Raw genomic sequence first — 17445 nt, 5'->3', positions numbered from 1 at the left:
CCATGAATTTCAAGGGTGAATTTTCAGTCGAATGCAGAGAGGCCAAAAAAACTCCTCCACAGTGCGTCGCGCAGCACGCCCGCCTGACCTATGATTAGGCCATGTCATTTGTGGAACGTCGCCATGCTGAGCCTGCTCAAAATCAGTCAATTCGCTATTGTTGAAAACTTGGAGCTGGAGTTTTCCCGTGGCTTTTCGGTGATTACGGGTGAAACCGGTGCAGGTAAATCCATTCTCATGGATGCGCTAGGTCTCTGTTTAGGCGATCGCGCCGATGGCGGAGTTGTGCGTAGCGGCGCTGAACGTGCCGATGTCAGCGCGCTCTTTATCGTCGGCCACCTACCCGCCGCCATGTCATGGTTGCTCGCTCGCGAGCTGGATGAAGGCGAAGAATGCACGCTGCGTCGCACCTTTACCCGAGACGGTCGCTCACGCGCCTATATTAATGGCCGCCCCGCCACGCTCGGCGATCTACGCGACATCGGCGAACTACTCATTGATATACACAGCCAGCACGAACACCAGACTCTGTTGCGTAAAGACAGCCATCGCCACATGCTCGATAGCTACGCCAACCTCACCGAACTGGCGAAGGAAACGGCTGCGCAGTTCCGCCACTGGCAAACGGCTAGCGACAAGCTGAAACAAGCCGAGAGCGCCGGCGCGGCCCAAAGTGCGCGCCTGGAGATTGTTGAGCACCTATTAAAGGAGCTGGATCAGCTCGGTCTCAGCGCGGGCGAATACGAAAGCATAGAGCAGCGGCATGACACCTTGGCGCACCTCGGCAGTCTTCAGCAAGACGGCGAATTGGCCCTCACGCTCATGACCGAGGGCGATGGCGACACGGCTGCACGACTCTTGCAACGCGCCATTAAAACCCTGGAAAGCCACATTCATCGTGCGCCCGCACTCGGCAGCGCGGTCGAGCTTTTGCAGGGTGCGCTGATTCAGTTAGAGGAAGCCAGCCCCGGCTTACGCCACTTTCTCGACGATTTAGACGCCAGCCCCGGCGAGCTCGAACAACTGGAACAGCGCCTGAGTCATTGCCATCAGCTGGCACGTAAACATCGCGTCACGCCGCAAGAGCTTGTGCACGTGGCCGAGCAACTTCACGCGGAGTGCCAGTCGCTACGCGAGGCACAAGATTTAGCGCAACTGGCACAAGACGCCCGCGAAGCCGAACAGGCGTTTATGCATAATGCCTCCGCCTTGCGTCAGCAGCGTCAAACGGCTGCCGTGGCTTTTTGTGACGAAATTCAAGCCTTCCTTCATGGTCTCGGCCTTGGCAATGCACGCCTCGAGTTAACACTGACCGCGCTGGCCAAACCCAATCTCCATGGGCTTGATGACATTGAGTTTCTGTTCAGTGCCAACCCGGGTCAGCCGCTCCGGCCATTGGCAAAAGTGGCCTCGGGCGGTGAGTTATCGCGACTCTCGCTCGCCATTCAAGTCGTGCACGCACGCCATTCGCCCGTCCCGGTCATGGTCTTTGATGAAGTCGATGTGGGGATTGGCGGGGGCATTGCTGAAGTGGTTGGTCGATTACTACGCGCTTTGGGCGAGCACGCTCAGGTCTTTAGCATTACGCATCAACCCCAAGTCGCGGCCCGAGGGCATCAGCATTTACGGGTAGAGAAACGCGTTAGTGACGGCAATACCCACAGCACTGTGGTGGCGCTTTCGCATGAGCAGCGTATCGAAGAAATTGCGCGTATGTCGGGCGGCATCACCATTACCGATGAAACCCGCCGACACGCGGCCACCATGCTGGAGGCCTAGATGTGGAGAACGAGGGACTGGCGACTTAGTCGCCGGTCTTGCCCGAGCAGCCGTCTTTTAAGCAGCTGCCGTAAAGATGCAAAGAGTGCCCTGTCAAACTAAAACCCAGCGACTCCGCCACGGCGATTTGCCTAGCCTCAATCACATCGTCGTGGAACTCACAGACACGACCGCAATCGGTGCAGACAATGTGGTCATGGTGCTCATCATCTTTCAACTCAAAGACCGAGTGGCCACCCTCAAAATGATGGCGCTCTACAATGCCCGCCGCCTCAAACTGCGTTAGGACACGATAGACAGTGGCCAAACCCACATCCTCACCAGCAGCAAGCAAGGCCTTATAAACATCTTCAGCACTGAGGTGATGAACGGGCGAACTCTCGAGCAATTCAAGGATTCGCACACGAGGCAAGGTAATCTTGAGACCTGCTTTGCGCAATTCGTTATTGCTGATCGACATGAATTCATCTCTGAGCGGGTGATGCCGTATGATAGCGCGACGCGACCGAGGATGGCATTACCACTCGCCTCCGGTATTTCAGATCGATTCTGACCGAACATTGACACCTAATTTGACTAAGGAGCCGTCGGCCCATGCAACGAAAGCTAATGACTGCCGTAATGCTGGCGACTGTTGCCACCGCAACACTCGCCACCAGCGGCTGCAAAAATCTGTTTACCGCCTACCGTATCGACATCGTGCAAGGTCAAACCGTCACGAAAGAACAGGCCGATCAGATTAAGGCGGGAATGACGCCTGCGCAGGTTCGCTATGTTCTGGGCACGCCGCTGATTACCGACACCCTTAATCCCAGCCGGTGGGATTACACCTATCGCTTCATTCCTGGCACCTATGCCAAAGAAAGCAAGCTGAGCCCCGTGCCGCACCGTCGTTTTAGCGTATTTTTTGCCGATGGCGTGGTGTTACGCACGGAGCTTGCGGGCGACTTGCCTGTAAAAAATACTTCACTGCCCGGCAGCCAAGATAGCGCCGTGCGTGCGAATGACACGACGGTTCGCGAGCAAGCCAGCCAAGAACAGAACAAAATCACTCCGGCCGATACTCGCCCTGCAGAAACCACCGTTAAGCCAGGCTCGGACGTTACACTGCCACCAGAAATCCAGCCCTAAATACTGCCGGCTTTGGCGCGCTGCTGACGCACTTTGTCAGCACGCGCCTTGCGAGCAGCCATGGGGTCGATGGTCAGCGCACGATAAATTTCTACGCGATCACCCTCTTTCAACGCACGGCTTTCGGGCGACTTCTCGACTTGCCCCCACACGCCTACCGTTAGTCCATCTGTTGATAGCTCAGGGCATTGCTCATGCAACTTGGCTGCCGTCACCGCATCACTCAGCGTGGCACCTTCCGGCAGCTCCATTTCGAGCAGAAACTGACGATCCGGGCGGGCGTAAGCGACTTCAATGCGCATTAAAGCCAAGCCTGTGCGTAAGCTACGGCCAGCAGCAGCGTAACGGGCGCCAACCAACGCAAGGCAATGCGCAACACGTTGTAGAGCAACTCGGACGGCAAATTCACCGCCTTACGCAGATGGCTCATCTTCATGACCCAGCCCGTGTAGAGCGACAACACCAACAGATTTAACGCCACGGCATAGGCCAAATACTGACTGAGTACGGCCAACGTATCGCCACGACTAAACAACCAAATAGACTCCGCCAACAAGGTCACGGGAATAATTACCAGCACGGGTGCAGCCAGTGCCGGCAACTGACGGGCATTGGCCTCAGCAAATGCAGGCGCAAGACTCGCACTTAACGCTAATTGCGTGACAGTGACGCCCAGCAGGGCCGCTACGGCACACCAGTTACCGTGATGAAGCGCCAGAAAACCTAAGACCAAGACCAGCGCAAATCCCCAGCGTGCGGCAATGGAGCTCATTGCGCCGTACTGCGCGCGCAACGCGGCGGCTGCACCTATACCCGCCGCCCCCATCAGTGCACCAGCGAGGAGACTGGCACGCGTACCTTCTGCTTGCGTCAAACCCATCAACATGGGCAAGTCCGTGGTGAGCGGCAAGGTTTGGTGTTGCAACATTTGCGCCAGCAACAAAGCGATCAGTGCGGCAAAAACCACCAGCCAGAGCACCATGGGCACAGTACGGAAACTGCGGCCCAAGGCGATGAGAACTGACACTAAGGTCATCACCGGCCACAGTGCGCCACCCGCTGGCACTGCAGAAGAGGCCAAACCCAAGGTGGCCGTCACAGGCTGCCAAAGTGTCTGAATGGCCTGTGTGGCTAACAAGCCGCTGGCCACTGCCAATAACGCACTCAGGGCCACGCTGAGTGCGAGGTTGTTATAGGCCAAGGCGCGCCAGTAGCGCGGCGCATCTGACTCGCGAGTGAGTATCTGCATGCCGGCAATGGAGGCTTGCTTGGCGCGCACCGCCAGTGCCTGCTCGGCGAGCAGCAAGGGCAGACCCGCCAGCAAAAATCCAACTAAGACTAAGAGCCACGAAGCGCCTTGCAGTGGCACAAACACAATACTCAATGCCAGCATCAGCGCGACTAATTGCCCACTACGCTGCCAAGCTGGCGATTCATTCGTCGCACGCATTCCGGTTAATCCTGAAAGTGAAATGATCGCTATTGTCGGCACTGCTTGACGCGTATACAAGCGCGTCAATGCGCCTATAATCCTGCGCCATGAGTAAGCCTAAAACATCCCCTGCGACCATCGCGCAAAATCGACGTGCCCGTCACGAGTTTTTTATTGAAGAAAAGTTCGAGGCGGGACTTTGTCTGCTCGGCTGGGAAGTGAAGTCACTTCGCGCGGGCAAGTGCAACCTCACCGATGCCTACATTCTGCTGAAGAATAACGAAGCATGGGTCATAGGCATTCACATCACACCGCTGTTGGCGGCATCAACCCATGTTGTTGCTGACCCCACACGGACGCGTAAACTGCTGCTCAATCGTCGGGAAATTAACAACCTCATTGGCGATATTCAGCAGAAGGGCCACACCTGCGTGCCGCTGTCGATGTATTGGAGCGGCGGCCGCGCCAAGCTCGAAATCGCTGTGGTGAAAGGCAAGCAGCTGCATGACAAACGCGATGCCGAAAAGAATCGTGACTGGGCTCGCGAGAAGGGCCGCATCATGAGAGACAAAGGCTAAGTGACACCATGCCTGCCCCACTCGCTAAGATGCGAGCGGGGCAGGCGGACCCGTGTCTAGACCGTCTTTAGGAAGATCGAAATTAGCTTGCGCGTGAACGGCGTGTAGGGCGGGAAGAACATTTTCGCCAGCATAATGCGGGTACGAACCACAGCGCGCTCATGCGAGAAGGTCTTAAAGCCGTGATGGCCGTGAGCACTGCCTATACCGGAGTTGTTGACGCCGCCGAACGGCAGATTGCCGTGCAGGAACTGCACCACACAATGGTTGATGCAAGCACCGCCGGAGGTGGTTTGCTGCATGACACGCTTGATGTTGGCTTCGTTACGACTCCAGACATACAACGCCAGCGGTTTGGCATCGGCGTTGATGCGCGCAATCACCTCATCCAGATTGGTGAATGAAATTACCGGCAACAACGGCCCGAAAATCTCCTCGCGCATGATTAGGGCATCGGCCGGGATATCGCCGAGCAAGGTCGGGGCGATATAGCTGTCGCCCATATCCGTCTGGCCGCCAGCCAGCACTTTTGCCCCACGCGCCACCGCATCTTCCAGCAAGGCCCCAATACGACTGGTATGACGCGAGTTGACGACGCGTGCCAGCGAATCACTGGCTTGCGGGTTGGCGCCGTAGACATCCTTGAGTACACGCGCACAGGCATCGACGAAAGCGCCACGCACCTTTTCATGCACATAAATATGGTCGGGGGCGATACAGGTCTGGCCATTATTGGTGAACTTGGCCCAGAGGATGTTTTTCGCCGCCAGCTCAATGTCCGCTGTTTCATCCACGATGGTCGGTGACTTGCCGCCCAATTCCAGCGTGACGCTGGTCAGGTGCTTAGCTGCCGCCGCCATGACGACCTTGCCGATGGCCGGCGAACCGGTGAAGAAGATGTGATCGAAAGGCAGTTCCAGCAGCGCCTGCGCAACAGGGGCATCGCCCTCAATCACAGTGACTTCGCTGGGATCGAACACCTCACGCACGATCTTGCTGATGATGGCCGCCGCATGCGGAGTCATCTCCGATGGTTTAATGATGGCAGTGTTACCGGCAGCAATGGCGGAGACCAGCGGGCCGAGGCTGAGGTTCACCGGATAGTTCCACGGCGACACGATCAGGCAGCGACCCTTGGGCTCGTACTGAATATAACCCTTGGTGCCCATCATCATGCGCGATGGCCAGACGCCCTGAGGCTTCATCCAAGACTTGAGATTACGCAGTGCATCATTAGCCTCGGCCACGACCGGCAGCACCTCGGTGAGATCCACTTCAGCCGCTGGCTTGCGGAAGTCGGCCCAACCTGCCTGCACGATTTCTTCTTGATACTTGAGCATGGCGTCACGCAGTTTCAGGATTTTCGCTTTGCGCTCGGCCAGTGTTGATTGGCGTAGGCGCAGAGCGGTGTCACGCTGGGCATCAAAGGCTTGTTGGATCGTGGTCATATCAGGTTCTCAGGTTATTGCTGCAAACGCAGCTCGGAAATTTTTTGCTTGCTAATGTCCGCTGCGCTGAACGGAAACTTCTGCCATTGCTTCTGGCTATAGGCCTTGGTGAAGTCGTCGTAGTGCGGGTTGGCCGGATCAGTGGACTGCGAATAGGTAATAAATCCTTCAGCGTGAGGCTGACCTTGGGCATCCCAAGTCACGGTTTGAATATAACTGTTGCCGTAAACAATCCCATAGCCCTCTTTGGTCAAGTTCTCACCTTGTGTCGACACAATTGTGAACGCACCGACGTCACCTTCACCGCCGAAAACGGGAATACGCGAATTCTTCTGCACGCCAGAATACTGAATCTGACCCAGCGGACGATCGAACGGGATGCCACTCGCCTTCACCGCCGCAATGCCATCAGCAAAGGCCATTTGAACTTGCAAGTTAGTGGTATTGAGGGTGTTCGGCGTATTTACCGGATCACTGGCTGAAAAGGCATTCCGCCAGATACTGGTCAGCGGCGTGGCCGGCAGCCCCACGGGCAGGCCGCCGAGATTGCCGACGGCACGACGAAAGAACTCGCGCCAGACATGGCTGCCGACCGAGGCCAGATTGTCTTTGCCATCCCACTTGGTCAGCACGGCGCAGGCAGCGGCTTGATCGGCTGCGGCCACCGGCCCGGCACTGCCGATCAGCAGCGGCTGCGTGCACAGGCTCTCGAGCACCTGCTTGCGAGCAATCTCGACCGAGTAAATCTGGCTGGACAGCACAATATCTTGCAGGACCGGAATGGTGAAGGTGGTGCCAGGGCGACCATCCGTGCCTGCAAGGCGACGCTCGGCCTGCAGAATGCACAGACGCGTGCGCAGCGAGCGCGTCGTACCTTCATCGCCGATAATGCGATTGAAGCCGGTGATTGGTGCCTTCGGGTTGGTCAGCCAATAGCTGTCGTTGCAGTTGTGCACATAGTCGTCGCGGACCAGCGTGGGCAGGTTTTTACCGCCAAAGATGCCGGGCACCGGGGCATCTGCATCCGAACCCCACTCACAGGCCGCGCGTGAGCCATCGAGTAAGGGCAACCCTGGCGCGACTTGGCCAATAACCGGAACCAATGGCGATGTACTACAGGCAGTGGTTTGCGCATCGGTGACATGCGGCACCACCGTGACATCGCCGTAATAGGCGCGGCCATTCGGGCCGCTTGCGACGGTGTTCACCCAAGGCACACCGAGAATGGATTTGTGTAAGCCGATAAAGTCATCCAGGCTCTTCGCCATATTCCAGCGTCCAAACTGGTTAATCAGACGATCATTCTCGTAATTGGCATCGCGCAAGGTATACGCCAATCCGTTGGCCCACGGCAGGATGGGCACACCCGATGCGGATAGGGTAATCATCGGGCCGAAATGGCTCTTGTACAGCGTGCGCGTCATTTCCTTGAGGCTGCCATCCGCCTGTTTGACCTGTACCTTCAGCGGCACCGCCGTCATGTCACGCAGACCGCCCTCGTAGAGGTACTGCGTGGGTTTCAACGGATTGACCTTCAGCTCATAGAGCGTAAAGCGGTAGGCCGAGGATACCGTGTGGCTCCACGCCACCTTGTCATTAAAGCCAATGAGGACGGCGGGTACGCCGTAAAGCGACGAGCCCATGATGTCGAGTTTGCCCGGGATGGTGTTATGCGAAATATAGAGTCGCTCGGTGCCGCGCCACGGGAAATGCGGATTACCAAAAACAATCGGCTGGCCACTAGCACTGCCGTTCTTGCCGATGGCGTACATGTTGCTACCGAAGCGATCCTTCTGCTGCAGGTCGGCAAACGGACCCGGAGCCTTTGCCAACGCTCGCTTTCGTGCATTCAGCGAGGCCAGACGCTGAGCTGGCTTGGCATTGCTGCGCGCGGCACTGGCACTGGCACTGGCACTGGCACTTGGCGGGATGGCCGGCGGCTGGGCATTGGCGATCTCGCTGACAAAGACCGAGCTGCTGGCCAGAATCGACAAGCGCACAAAACGACGATACATGTCGGCATCGACAATCGGCTGCAGCCACTCGCCCTTGGCACACGCGGCGTGACGCCCCGGATGCTTGCCGGCTTTCAGCTCAGCGATGTAGCGATTGAAACCAGCGACATAACCTGTCACTAACTCGCGAAATTGCGGCTCAGTTTTGTTGCGCGTGCGCTGCCAAGCAGCATCATCGAGCATGAATTTCCAGAAAAAGTCGCTGGAGATATTGTCCGCCACGGAGCCATTAGGCTCGATGCGATAGCTGCCATCAGCCCCGAAGTAGCGGGCGCGCTCGCCGCGACTGGTGATGAAGTCTTCCATCATGACGCAGAGATTGTCTTCGGCGAAGGCATAGGCCTGGCCGTAGCCAAGGCTGCCGAAGTCATTGGCGGTGATGTGTGGGATGCCCATTTGCGTGCGCACGATTCGCGCATCGTAGCTGCCGGTGCGCGGCGCAGCGCCGCTGGATGAACTGTCGTCGCCAAAACCGCAGGCGGTCAGCGCTAAAACGGCGCTCAGGACGGAAAATGGAAGTAAACGTGATGGACGCATCATGGCATCTCTTCTTATTTTAAGAGCACGAACAGTAAATGACCCAGCGGTCGGCGGCAAGGCTAGTGACAATAGCCAACCGTAAGCGCACACTACGCCTGCTCTGGGGATGACATGGCTTCGACGCTGGTTATGAAGCCCGCAGGTGCATGCGGAGAGTGGAATGTCTCTCCTAAATCAACGCTCCAAAAAAATAGTCGCAAACGACGAAAACTACGCACTAGCCGCCTAATCCCGGCTTATGACCAAACTTGCATGCCGGTATGCGGGGGCGGTCAGCGCAAAAAATACCGGATCGCTTCGTAACCCGCCTCGTGTTACGTCGCTAAAACCCTAGAGGATCGCCTTCCATGCCCTGTCTCTCGGGCCGTGTCGGGTTAAATCAATAGAGAAGACTAAGCATGTAGATCCGAGGGTAGAGTGCTGGCGGACGCGGGTTCGATCCCCGCCATCTCCACCAAATGAAAGTCCGGAGCCATCCGGGAAACACCTGAAACCCGCCCAGTGAACGCTCGGCGGGTTTTTCTTGGCCGCTAGCCCACAAGCGGTTAGTCTCAGCCGGCCACTATAAAAAGAAAAGGCGAGCAGCCCTCTGAGCCGCTACGTCTACACACGAGAAACATCATGAATCACGTACGACACATGTCTCGGGGCTGTTACGCCCTTTTGCTAACCCTCACGCTTACCGCCTGCGACAACGTACCCCTGGCATCTGATGCCGATGCCCAAGGCCACACGCCAGCAACGGCCGCCACCCGCGAGGCCAACGCCAGTGTGCTCAAGCAACTCGACTTCACCGACCAGCAGGATTTTGCTGATGCTCAGCGCGGCCTCATTGCCCGCGATCCGCTGCTGAGGGTGCTGCACACCACCGAAGAGGGCAGCAGCATCGTGTGGGATATGCCCAGCTATGACTTCATTAAAGGGCCCGCTCCCGACTCAGTGAACCCGAGCCTGTGGCGACAGGCGCAGCTCAATAATATTCATGGCTTGTTCAAGGTGCGCGACGGTGTGTATCAGCTGCGCGGCTATGACATTTCCAACATGACGATTATTGAAGGGCGCACAGGTTGGATCATTGTGGATCCTCTCACGGCCAAAGAAACGGCCGCCCGTGCCATTGCTTTCGCTCGCCAACACTTAGGCGCTAAACCGATCGTTGCGGTGATTTTCACCCATAGCCATGTTGATCACTTCGGTGGCGTGCTGGGGATTGTCACGGCAGAGCAGGCCCGTCAGCAGAAATTACGTGTGATCGCGCCAACGGGCTTTATGGAAGAGGCCACCAGCGAAAACGTGCTGGCGGGCGTCACCATGCTGCGCCGCTCCATGTACATGTATGGCAAGAATCTGGCGCATACGCCGCGCGGCCACATCGACACTGGTCTTGGCAAAGGCACGGCCTATGGCACGGTAGGTATTTTGGCACCCACTGAGCTGATTACCCATACGGAGCAAGAGCTGACGATCGATGGTCTGCGCTTTATTTTTCAGAATACGCCGGCGTCCGAAGCCCCTGCTGAAATGACCTTTTATTCACCCGACATGAAGGCATTCTTCGGCGCTGAGCTGGCGTCTCACACCCTGCATAACCTCTACACCCTTCGCGGTGCCAAAGTGCGTGACGCCCTTAAGTGGAGTGACTATTTGGAAGAGGCACTCACACTGTTTAGCGATGCTGAGGTCTATATTGGCGGGCACCAATGGCCGGTGTGGGGAAAAGAGCGGGTACAAGCCTTGCTGGAAACCCAGCGCGACACGTTTAAGTTCATTCACGACCAGACATTACACCTTGCCCTGCAGGGCTATACCCCGCGTGAGATCGCTGAGGAGGTAAAGCTACCCGCCAGCCTCAATAGCGTGTTCTCCAGCCGAGGTTATTACGGCACCGTGGCGCACAACACTAAGGCCGTCTATCAATTCTATTTCGGTTGGTACGACGCCAATCCTGCCAACCTCAACCCCCTGCCGCCCGAAAGTGCCGCCAAAAAATACGTGGAATTCATGGGAGGCGCTGATGAGGTGCTGAAGAAAGCGCAGCAGAGTGTGGATGCCGGCGAGTACCGCTGGGCCGCTGAAGTGCTGAATCACTTAGTGTTTGCCGAGCCCGGTCACGCCAAAGCCAAGGCTCTGCTCGCGCATACCTACGACCAACTGGGCTATCAATCGGAGTCGGCACCTTGGCGCGATGCCTATTTGACGGGAGCGTATGAGCTGCGCCACGGCAAGCCGGAAAAGGTTCTGGATATGAGCAGCACGCAAGAGCTGCTGCGCAATACGCCAATCCCGCGTTTTCTCGAGGCCATGGCAGCCCGATTGAAAGCGGACAAAGCCGAGGGCAAGGTGCTGAAGGTGAACTTTGTCTTTACCGACAGTGGCGAGAGCTATGCGCTGCAGATCAAAAATGCGGTGCTGCATCACCGCTCGGGCACTGATGCCAATGCCACGGCTACGCTGAAGCTGACGCGCGACATATACTTAAAAATGATCATGGGCAAAGCCGGCCTCAACGACACCTTGCTCTCGGACGACCTTCAAGTTGAAGGCAGCCGAGTGGATCTGGTGAGGTTTTTTGCACTGTTTCATCAGCCCAATGGCAGCTTCAATATCGTCACGCCCTAACGATCAAAACAGCTGGCTCAAATCCCTCTGGTTTGAGTCGGCTTAGCGCGGCAAAACGTCCACTTGTGTTAGCACAGTATCACTGTCGTGCAGCTCAATCTCAAAGCGGCCACTGTGCTTGGGCGTCCACTCCATGCGCATATTTTTGCCGGCAAGCAGAGGCAGCGTGAGGTCATCGCCGTGGACATGCAGTTTGTCATTTCGATCTGAGCCCACTTCCAACGTAATGGTTTCCCCTACGCGCACGGCAAATTTCGCCGGCCCAGAGACGCGCTGCCCCTGAGCAACCTGCCATTGAATCACTAGCCCCGGAGCCGCCATCGGTGTATCAGCGGCGGCAACCACTTGCTCTGGTTTCGGCCAAAACCACCACAAACCAGACAACATGAGCACGGAGACTATAAGGAAACCAGCTAAGCGAGTGAGCATGGGATTTTTTTCTTCTATTGACGATACGGCGACTCTAGCAAAACAAACGCCGCAAGCAAGCCACCCGCTTTGCGCTATTCGTGTAGTTGTTTTTGTGGAGGCTTCGCCCTAAGTTGTCAGTACTACTTTATGACTCTTAATGGAAGCCCTCATGAAACTCAATCACTACGGTTTAAAGCCCTTAGACTTTCAGGCAACGAATGCGAAACAAGCCACAAACACCCTAGCCTCCGATTCCAATCAGCTCAGTCGTCGCGGCTTTTTAGTGACCTCGCTGGCGACCGGCTTTGCGCTGGCTTCCACTCCTCTCATGGCACAAGCCATCACCACCAGCTCACGTGGCTTAGTCGCCGGTGAAGTCAGCGTTCCGGTTACGGGGGGACATATTCCGGCCTATCGCGCCATGCCAGCCAAACCGGGGAAACACCCGACCATCGTGGTAATTCAAGAGATTTTTGGCGTGCATGAGCACATCAAGGATATTTGCCGACGTCTCGCAAAAATGGGTTACTACGCCATTGCACCGGAGTTATTCGCTCGCCAAGGTGATGTTTCAAAAATGACCGATATTGGCGAGATTTTGTCGCAGGTCGTCGCCAAAGTGCCCGACGCTCAAGTTTTTGCCGACATCGATGCCAGCATTGCCTTCGCAAAAGCCTCAGGCCACGCAGACACCAAAAAGCTGGGGACCCTGGGCTTCTGCTATGGTGGCCGCATGGTTTGGTTGTACAACCAACACAACCCTCGCGTGAAAGCGGGTATTGCCTACTACGGCCTGCTCAGTGGTTTGAAGTCTGAAATCAAAGCAAATGATCCGATTGATATTGCCGCCAGCCTTAAAGTGCCCACACTGGGGCTTTATGCCGGTAGCGACAGCTTCATTCCCGATGCCATGGTGGACCAAATGCGGGCAGAGCTTCAGAAGTCCAGTTCCGGTTCAGAAATTGTGGTTTTCCCTGGCCTGAACCACGGCTTTAATGCGGACTATCGCCCCACCTACGATAAGGCAGCGGCCGATTACGCCTGGAAGCTTGCCAGTGACTGGTTGAAGGCGCAGGGCGTGTAGTTTTTGTCTAACTAGAACTGGGCAATTCAGCCCAGTTCCTGACAAAAAGACAGTCCTCCTAATACAACTCAAGAACACAAGTAGTGGCCCCGTGCTGTATCAATAAGGCCATGAACAATTTGCTCTCATCTCAATGTCCATTTCCGCATCCAGCGCCTGTGCAGTCCGCTGAGCCGGCGCTCACGGCCACTGATATTGATCACTACTTAGACACCGTTCTCTCCACCATCGCTGATGGCATTATCAGCATTAATAGTGTGGGTATTATTCAACGCGCAAATTCGGCCGCCCTCACCATGTTTGGCTATGAGAGCCAGGAAGTTATTGGCCAAAATGTCTCTATGTTGATGCCGGAGCCTTATCGCTCTCGTCATGACAGCATTCTTGGGCGGAAGTCTGGCCAAACGCGACCCGACCTGTTCGGGCCTGTGCTGGAGCTTAAAGGTGAGCGCAAAAATGGCAGCTGCTTCGACATCGGCATGGCTATTTCGATCTTGCCACCCGGCTCCACAAGCCAATATGTCGGTGTGATTCGCGATATTACACAACAAAAGAAGCTAGACCATTTACGCCAATCTCTGGTTTCGGTGATGAGTCACGAACTCCGCACGCCGCTAACCGCCATCATTGGCGCGTTATCTCTGTTGAAAACACCGGAGCTGGTGAGACTGCCCGATCAAGCGCTAGAGTTTGTGAATATGGCACTACGCCACAGCATTCGCCTTCAAAAGCTCACGCAACAACTGCTCGATGCCGAACACCTGACCAACAGAACCATTGATATCCCGCTGGCCAGTCATGAACTGGGGCCAATTATTCAGCAAGCCCTTGAGGAGCTAAACCAGACGGCGACTTTGTGTGCCATACAGCTACCTTCAGCTCAGGTGGGATACGGACACTGGGTGTGGGCGGATAACTTTCGCTTGAAGCGGGTAATCACCTCGGTTTTAGATAACGCGATTCGCTATTCACCTCGTGGCAGCCGAATTGACCTGACTTTATCAGCGCTCGATTCAACCAAATTACGGCTATTAATCCGTGATTATGGCTCCGGCATCTCTAACGATTTACAGGCGACTATTTTTAAACAATTTGCCAGTTCCTATGAGGATTCATCAGCAATCAGAGGGGGCATGGGGCTTAGCCTGCCCATCTCTCACGGTTTCATGCAGCAAATGCAAGGCTGCATTGGCATTTTGAGCTCCTCACCCAAAGGCAGCACGTTTTATATCGACCTCTTGCTGGCTGCGTCTGAGCCACGCTAAACCCATGCGATTTCGAGTACCATAGCGGCCTTCCTTGCTCCCCCCGGATATTTCATGTCTTTTGCTGATCTCGGTCTCATGCCCGAGTTGCTGAGCGCGCTTAACGCCGTCGGCTACACCACACCCACTCCCATTCAGCAGCAGGCCATCCCTGTGGTGCTGTCTGGCCGCGACCTACTCGCTGCGGCTCAGACCGGCACCGGCAAAACCGCCGGCTTCACGCTGCCACTACTCCAGCGCCTCAGCTCGACGCCGGTGCTGCACCCATCACCTAAGCATCGCATCCGTGCTTTGGTGCTCACGCCCACGCGTGAGCTGGCCTCACAGGTGGAAGAAAGTGTTCGCCAGTACGGCCAAGACCTGAACTTAAGCTCGATGGTGATGTTCGGCGGCGTCAATGCCAATCCGCAACGCGACCGCCTACGCAAGCGTCTGGACATTCTGGTAGCCACACCGGGCCGCCTGCTCGATCACGTAGGTCAGGGCTCGCTGGATCTTGGCGGTGTCGAGATTCTGGTGCTTGATGAGGCCGACCGCATGCTCGACATGGGCTTCATTCGCGACATCAAACGCATTTTGGCGCTACTGCCAAAGCAGCGACAGAACCTCTTGTTCTCGGCCACTTTCGCGCCGGAAATTCGTAGCTTTGCGAGTTCGCTGCTGAGTAATCCAGAGCGCATTGAAGTCGCGCCGCAGACCACAACGGCTGAACGCGTCACGCAGAAAATCTATCCCGTCGATCGGGACTCGAAAAAAGCCCTGCTGGAAAAACTCATTCTGGATGGCGCGTGGTCGCAGGTATTGGTCTTTACCCGCACCAAGCACGGCGCTAATCGTCTCGCCGAGGGCTTAGCCAAAGACGGCATTCCAGCCATGGCGATTCATGGTAACAAGAGCCAAGGTGCGCGTGAAAAGGCACTCAGCGAATTCAAAGCCAATCGCCTGCGCGTATTGGTTGCTACCGACATCGCTGCGCGCGGCATCGATATTGATGCCCTGCCGCATGTGGTGAATTACGAACTGCCAAATGTGCCCGAAGATTACGTGCATCGTATTGGTCGTACCGGTCGCGCGGGTGCCGGCGGTGAAGCGGTGTCGTTAGTGTGCGTGGATGAGCACAAGCTGCTGGCCGATATTGAACGCACCATCCGCCAAAAAATTGAACGCGTGATTGTGCCCGGCTTTGAGCCGGATCCAAACGCTAAGCCAGAGCCGCTGCGCAAACCGCAGCAGGCTCGTCCGCCGCGCCGCGACTCAGCGCCCCGTGGCGGAACTGGAGGCAAGCCAGCAGGCAACAAACCAGCGGGTACTGGTAAGCCCGCCGGATCTGGCCGCCCTGCAGGTCAGCGCCCGAGCGGGCCGCGTCCCACCGGTGGCAACACCAGCAATGGCGGTGGTGGCAACGCGGGCGGCGGCAATCGCCGACCGCCGCGTGCCGGCCTCTAAATCAGGCCTGCTTCCACCACGGATAAAACGCTGGCATAGCGCTAGCCTTGCTGGCGTATGCCGGATCGCGTTTCTCTAGGAATGAGCTCACGCCTTCTTTGCCATCTTCCAGACTGGTGTAGAACATCGCCAGCGTATCGATGCGATGCGCTTCGATCGGGTGCGGCTGCGCGGCGTTGCGATACAGCATCTGTCGTGCAAAGGCGACCGCCACCGGCGACTTGTTCTGGCTGAACTTGCGGGCTAGCTCGTAGGCCGCCGGCAGCAGCTCTTCTGGCGCATGCACCGAGCGCACCAGCTTGCCAGCCAGCGCCTGCTCAGCAGTTAGAATGTCACCCGTATAGACCCACTCCAACGCCTGCTGAATGCCGACGATGCGCGGCAGAAACCAGCTCGAACAGGCTTCGGGCACTACGCCAATTTTGCCGAAAACAAAACCGATTCGCGCCTTTTCTGAAGCCAGGCGAATATCCATCGCCAGCGTCATGGTGGCGCCGATGCCGACAGCCGCACCATTGATGGCACCAATCACCGGCTTCTTGCATTCGTAGATGGCCAACGTGACGCGGCCACCGGTATCGCGCACGCCGCGGTGAATGGCCTCGTCATGCAGGCGCTCGTGCATATCCGCCAGCGTGGGTTGCTGCGTCTCGTCGAGACCGAAAACATTGCCAGGTACCGACAGATCCATACCGGCGCAGAAGGCACGACCACTTCCCGTTACGACGATCACAGCAACATCATCATCTTCACTGGCTCGCTCAAATGCCGCGACCAGCTCATCGGCCATTTCGACCGTAAAGGCATTGAGTTGCTCGGGCCGGTTCAGTGTTAGCGTAAGAATGCGGTCTTCAACACGATAGTCGAGGGTGTTATACATCGTTGGCTCCAAAGCTAGGTCATCACAGTTTGCGACTGTTTGTACGCGAGGATGCTTAGCGACACAACCACTCACCGGATGAGATACGTCATGTCTGAAGCAAAAATAATTTCTGCCACTAGCGGCAACACACCCTACCAAGTTTTGCTCAACGATGGCTTACACCAATGGCTAGCCGACGAACCTGCGTCCCTGGGTGGCGGTGACAACGGACCCAACCCAATCTCTTTGGTGCTCTCCGGCTTGGGTGCGTGCACAGCCATTACCTTGTGCATGTACGCCAAGCGTAAAGCGTGGCCGCTGGAGGGCGTATACGTTGAGCTATTCTTGGGCTCGCCAGGCACTGGCGAAGCGGGCAGCCAGATCACGCGCCAAATCACCCTGAAAGGCCCTTTGGAAGACGACATGCGCAGCCGATTATTGCAAATTGCTAATGCCTGCCCAGTGCACAAGCTCTTCTCAAACCCCATTCAGATTCAAACCGAGGCCATTCAATAGTCGCCATCGAGCGCCCATCGATTGCGCATTAAGCTGGCATGACCTTTGCTCTAGCTTTGCTAACCTCACCTGCTTAGGTCATGCTTCGTGCCCATTCAAATCGCGCTAAACCACGTCACTGATTACCACTATGACCGTGCCATTACCCTCGGCCCGCAAGTCATTCGCTTGCGCCCCGCCCCGCATTGCCGCACACGCATCCTCAGTTACAGCCTGAACGTCACGCCCGGCGAGCACTTTATTAACTGGCAGCAAGACCCTCAGGCTAACTATTTAGCTCGCGTGGTCTTTCCCAAGAAAACTCAAAAGTTTCGGGTTG

General features: G+C 56.5%; 15 protein-coding genes, 1 other RNA gene and 1 pseudogene. 10 read left to right on the top strand and 7 right to left on the bottom strand.

Translation table 11 applies throughout. The features are described from left to right. The first annotated feature begins 123 nt into the window (after positions 1-123). Entirely contained in the window at positions 124-1779 is a 1656-nt protein-coding gene (gene recN, locus AC14IB_RS01150; protein WP_484230163.1) for a DNA repair protein RecN, read from the top strand. Between the two features lie 25 nt (positions 1780-1804). Here recN and fur read toward each other — a convergent pair whose 3' ends face one another. Next, complete coding sequence (gene fur, locus AC14IB_RS01145; protein WP_484230162.1) at positions 1805-2239, bottom strand: ferric iron uptake transcriptional regulator; 435 nt, start codon at positions 2237-2239, stop codon at positions 1805-1807. A 134-nt stretch (positions 2240-2373) separates the two neighbouring features. Between fur and AC14IB_RS01140 the strand changes: the two genes are divergently transcribed. Beyond that, positions 2374-2910 (top strand): outer membrane protein assembly factor BamE, encoded by a 537-nt coding sequence (locus tag AC14IB_RS01140; protein ID WP_484230161.1) that lies wholly within the window; start codon positions 2374-2376, stop codon positions 2908-2910. Here AC14IB_RS01140 and AC14IB_RS01135 read toward each other — a convergent pair. After that, on the bottom strand, positions 2907-3212 hold the full coding sequence (locus AC14IB_RS01135) for an RnfH family protein (protein WP_484230160.1): 306 nt from the start codon (positions 3210-3212) through the stop codon (positions 2907-2909). The genes AC14IB_RS01140 and AC14IB_RS01135 overlap by 4 nt on opposite strands. Beyond that, the gene (locus AC14IB_RS01130; protein WP_484230159.1) at positions 3212-4360 is read right to left on the bottom strand and encodes a hypothetical protein; all 1149 of its coding nucleotides are present in this window, start codon (positions 4358-4360) and stop codon (positions 3212-3214) included. The genes AC14IB_RS01135 and AC14IB_RS01130 overlap by 1 nt, the downstream gene beginning before the upstream one ends. 89 nt (positions 4361-4449) lie before the next feature. Here AC14IB_RS01130 and smpB point away from each other — a divergent pair, with 89 nt between their 5' ends. Then, entirely contained in the window at positions 4450-4920 is a 471-nt protein-coding gene (smpB, locus tag AC14IB_RS01125; RefSeq protein ID WP_068857458.1) for an SsrA-binding protein SmpB, read from the top strand. A gap of 56 nt (positions 4921-4976) precedes the next feature. Here the strand turns inward: smpB and AC14IB_RS01120 are convergent, their stop codons facing one another. Both AC14IB_RS01120 and AC14IB_RS01115 read right to left on the bottom strand, forming a co-directional pair. After that, entirely contained in the window at positions 4977-6368 is a 1392-nt protein-coding gene (locus AC14IB_RS01120; protein WP_484230158.1) for an aldehyde dehydrogenase family protein, read from the bottom strand. 14 nt (positions 6369-6382) lie between these two features. Continuing rightward, positions 6383-8923 carry a penicillin acylase family protein gene (locus AC14IB_RS01115; protein WP_484230157.1) on the bottom strand — a complete coding sequence of 847 codons (2541 nt, stop codon included), beginning with the start codon at positions 8921-8923 and terminating at the stop codon, positions 6383-6385. A gap of 102 nt (positions 8924-9025) precedes the next feature. Between AC14IB_RS01115 and ssrA the strand changes: the two genes are divergently transcribed. Together ssrA and AC14IB_RS01105 are read left to right on the top strand one after the other, a co-directional pair. Next, positions 9026-9380: a transfer-messenger RNA gene (gene ssrA, locus AC14IB_RS01110) on the top strand. Positions 9381-9544: 164 nt separating this feature from the next. Beyond that, complete coding sequence (locus tag AC14IB_RS01105) at positions 9545-11542, top strand: alkyl/aryl-sulfatase (RefSeq protein WP_484230156.1); 1998 nt, start codon at positions 9545-9547, stop codon at positions 11540-11542. A 42-nt stretch (positions 11543-11584) separates the two neighbouring features. Here AC14IB_RS01105 and AC14IB_RS01100 read toward each other — a convergent pair whose 3' ends face one another. Beyond that, on the bottom strand, positions 11585-11971 hold the full coding sequence (locus tag AC14IB_RS01100; RefSeq protein WP_484230155.1) for a hypothetical protein: 387 nt from the start codon (positions 11969-11971) through the stop codon (positions 11585-11587). Positions 11972-12122: 151 nt separating this feature from the next. Here AC14IB_RS01100 and AC14IB_RS01095 point away from each other — a divergent pair, with 151 nt between their 5' ends. The 3 genes from AC14IB_RS01095 to AC14IB_RS01085 all read left to right on the top strand — a co-directional run bounded on the left by AC14IB_RS01095 (position 12123) and on the right by AC14IB_RS01085 (position 15748). Next, on the top strand, positions 12123-13037 hold the full coding sequence (locus AC14IB_RS01095; protein ID WP_484230154.1) for a dienelactone hydrolase family protein: 915 nt from the start codon (positions 12123-12125) through the stop codon (positions 13035-13037). Between the two features lie 110 nt (positions 13038-13147). Continuing rightward, entirely contained in the window at positions 13148-14302 is a 1155-nt protein-coding gene (locus AC14IB_RS01090; RefSeq protein WP_484230153.1) for a PAS domain-containing sensor histidine kinase, read from the top strand. Between the two features lie 54 nt (positions 14303-14356). Further along, positions 14357-15748 carry a DEAD/DEAH box helicase gene (locus tag AC14IB_RS01085; protein WP_484230152.1) on the top strand — a complete coding sequence of 464 codons (1392 nt, stop codon included), beginning with the start codon at positions 14357-14359 and terminating at the stop codon, positions 15746-15748. A 1-nt stretch (position 15749) separates the two neighbouring features. On the opposite strand, the gene AC14IB_RS01080 is transcribed toward AC14IB_RS01085, so the two are convergent. Beyond that, complete coding sequence (locus AC14IB_RS01080) at positions 15750-16628, bottom strand: crotonase/enoyl-CoA hydratase family protein (RefSeq protein ID WP_484230151.1); 879 nt, start codon at positions 16626-16628, stop codon at positions 15750-15752. Between the two features lie 90 nt (positions 16629-16718). Between AC14IB_RS01080 and AC14IB_RS01075 the strand changes: the two genes are divergently transcribed. Then, positions 16719-17126 carry an OsmC family protein gene (locus AC14IB_RS01075; RefSeq protein WP_484230150.1) on the top strand — a complete coding sequence of 136 codons (408 nt, stop codon included), beginning with the start codon at positions 16719-16721 and terminating at the stop codon, positions 17124-17126. 87 nt (positions 17127-17213) lie between these two features. Then, a pseudogene (locus AC14IB_RS01070) lies at positions 17214-17405 on the top strand (transglutaminase N-terminal domain-containing protein); the annotation flags it as partial. Between the last annotated feature and the right edge of the window lie 40 nt (positions 17406-17445).

Source organism: Perlucidibaca sp. (assembly GCF_057084925.1).
Note: the sequence above shows the minus strand (reverse complement) of the source record. Positions and strands in the feature narration are given on the sequence as shown.

Bases quoted from the DNA above. Each gene is read 5' to 3' on its own strand.
- fur (WP_484230162.1), bottom strand. From the start codon at position 2,239: ATGTCGATCAGCAATAACGAATTGCGCAAAGCAGGTCTCAAGATTACC.
- AC14IB_RS01115 (WP_484230157.1), bottom strand. From the start codon at position 8,923: ATGATGCGTCCATCACGTTTACTTCCATTTTCCGTCCTGAGCGCCGTT.
- AC14IB_RS01120 (WP_484230158.1), bottom strand. From the start codon at position 6,368: ATGACCACGATCCAACAAGCCTTTGATGCCCAGCGTGACACCGCTCTG.
- AC14IB_RS01105 (WP_484230156.1), top strand. From the start codon at position 9,545: ATGAATCACGTACGACACATGTCTCGGGGCTGTTACGCCCTTTTGCTA.
- AC14IB_RS01135 (WP_484230160.1), bottom strand. From the start codon at position 3,212: ATGCGCATTGAAGTCGCTTACGCCCGCCCGGATCGTCAGTTTCTGCTC.
- recN (WP_484230163.1), top strand. From the start codon at position 124: ATGCTGAGCCTGCTCAAAATCAGTCAATTCGCTATTGTTGAAAACTTG.
- AC14IB_RS01085 (WP_484230152.1), top strand. From the start codon at position 14,357: ATGTCTTTTGCTGATCTCGGTCTCATGCCCGAGTTGCTGAGCGCGCTT.
- AC14IB_RS01090 (WP_484230153.1), top strand. From the start codon at position 13,148: ATGAACAATTTGCTCTCATCTCAATGTCCATTTCCGCATCCAGCGCCT.
- AC14IB_RS01100 (WP_484230155.1), bottom strand. From the start codon at position 11,971: ATGCTCACTCGCTTAGCTGGTTTCCTTATAGTCTCCGTGCTCATGTTG.
- AC14IB_RS01075 (WP_484230150.1), top strand. From the start codon at position 16,719: ATGTCTGAAGCAAAAATAATTTCTGCCACTAGCGGCAACACACCCTAC.
- AC14IB_RS01140 (WP_484230161.1), top strand. From the start codon at position 2,374: ATGCAACGAAAGCTAATGACTGCCGTAATGCTGGCGACTGTTGCCACC.
- AC14IB_RS01080 (WP_484230151.1), bottom strand. From the start codon at position 16,628: ATGTATAACACCCTCGACTATCGTGTTGAAGACCGCATTCTTACGCTA.
- AC14IB_RS01130 (WP_484230159.1), bottom strand. From the start codon at position 4,360: ATGCGTGCGACGAATGAATCGCCAGCTTGGCAGCGTAGTGGGCAATTA.
- smpB (WP_068857458.1), top strand. From the start codon at position 4,450: ATGAGTAAGCCTAAAACATCCCCTGCGACCATCGCGCAAAATCGACGT.
- AC14IB_RS01095 (WP_484230154.1), top strand. From the start codon at position 12,123: ATGAAACTCAATCACTACGGTTTAAAGCCCTTAGACTTTCAGGCAACG.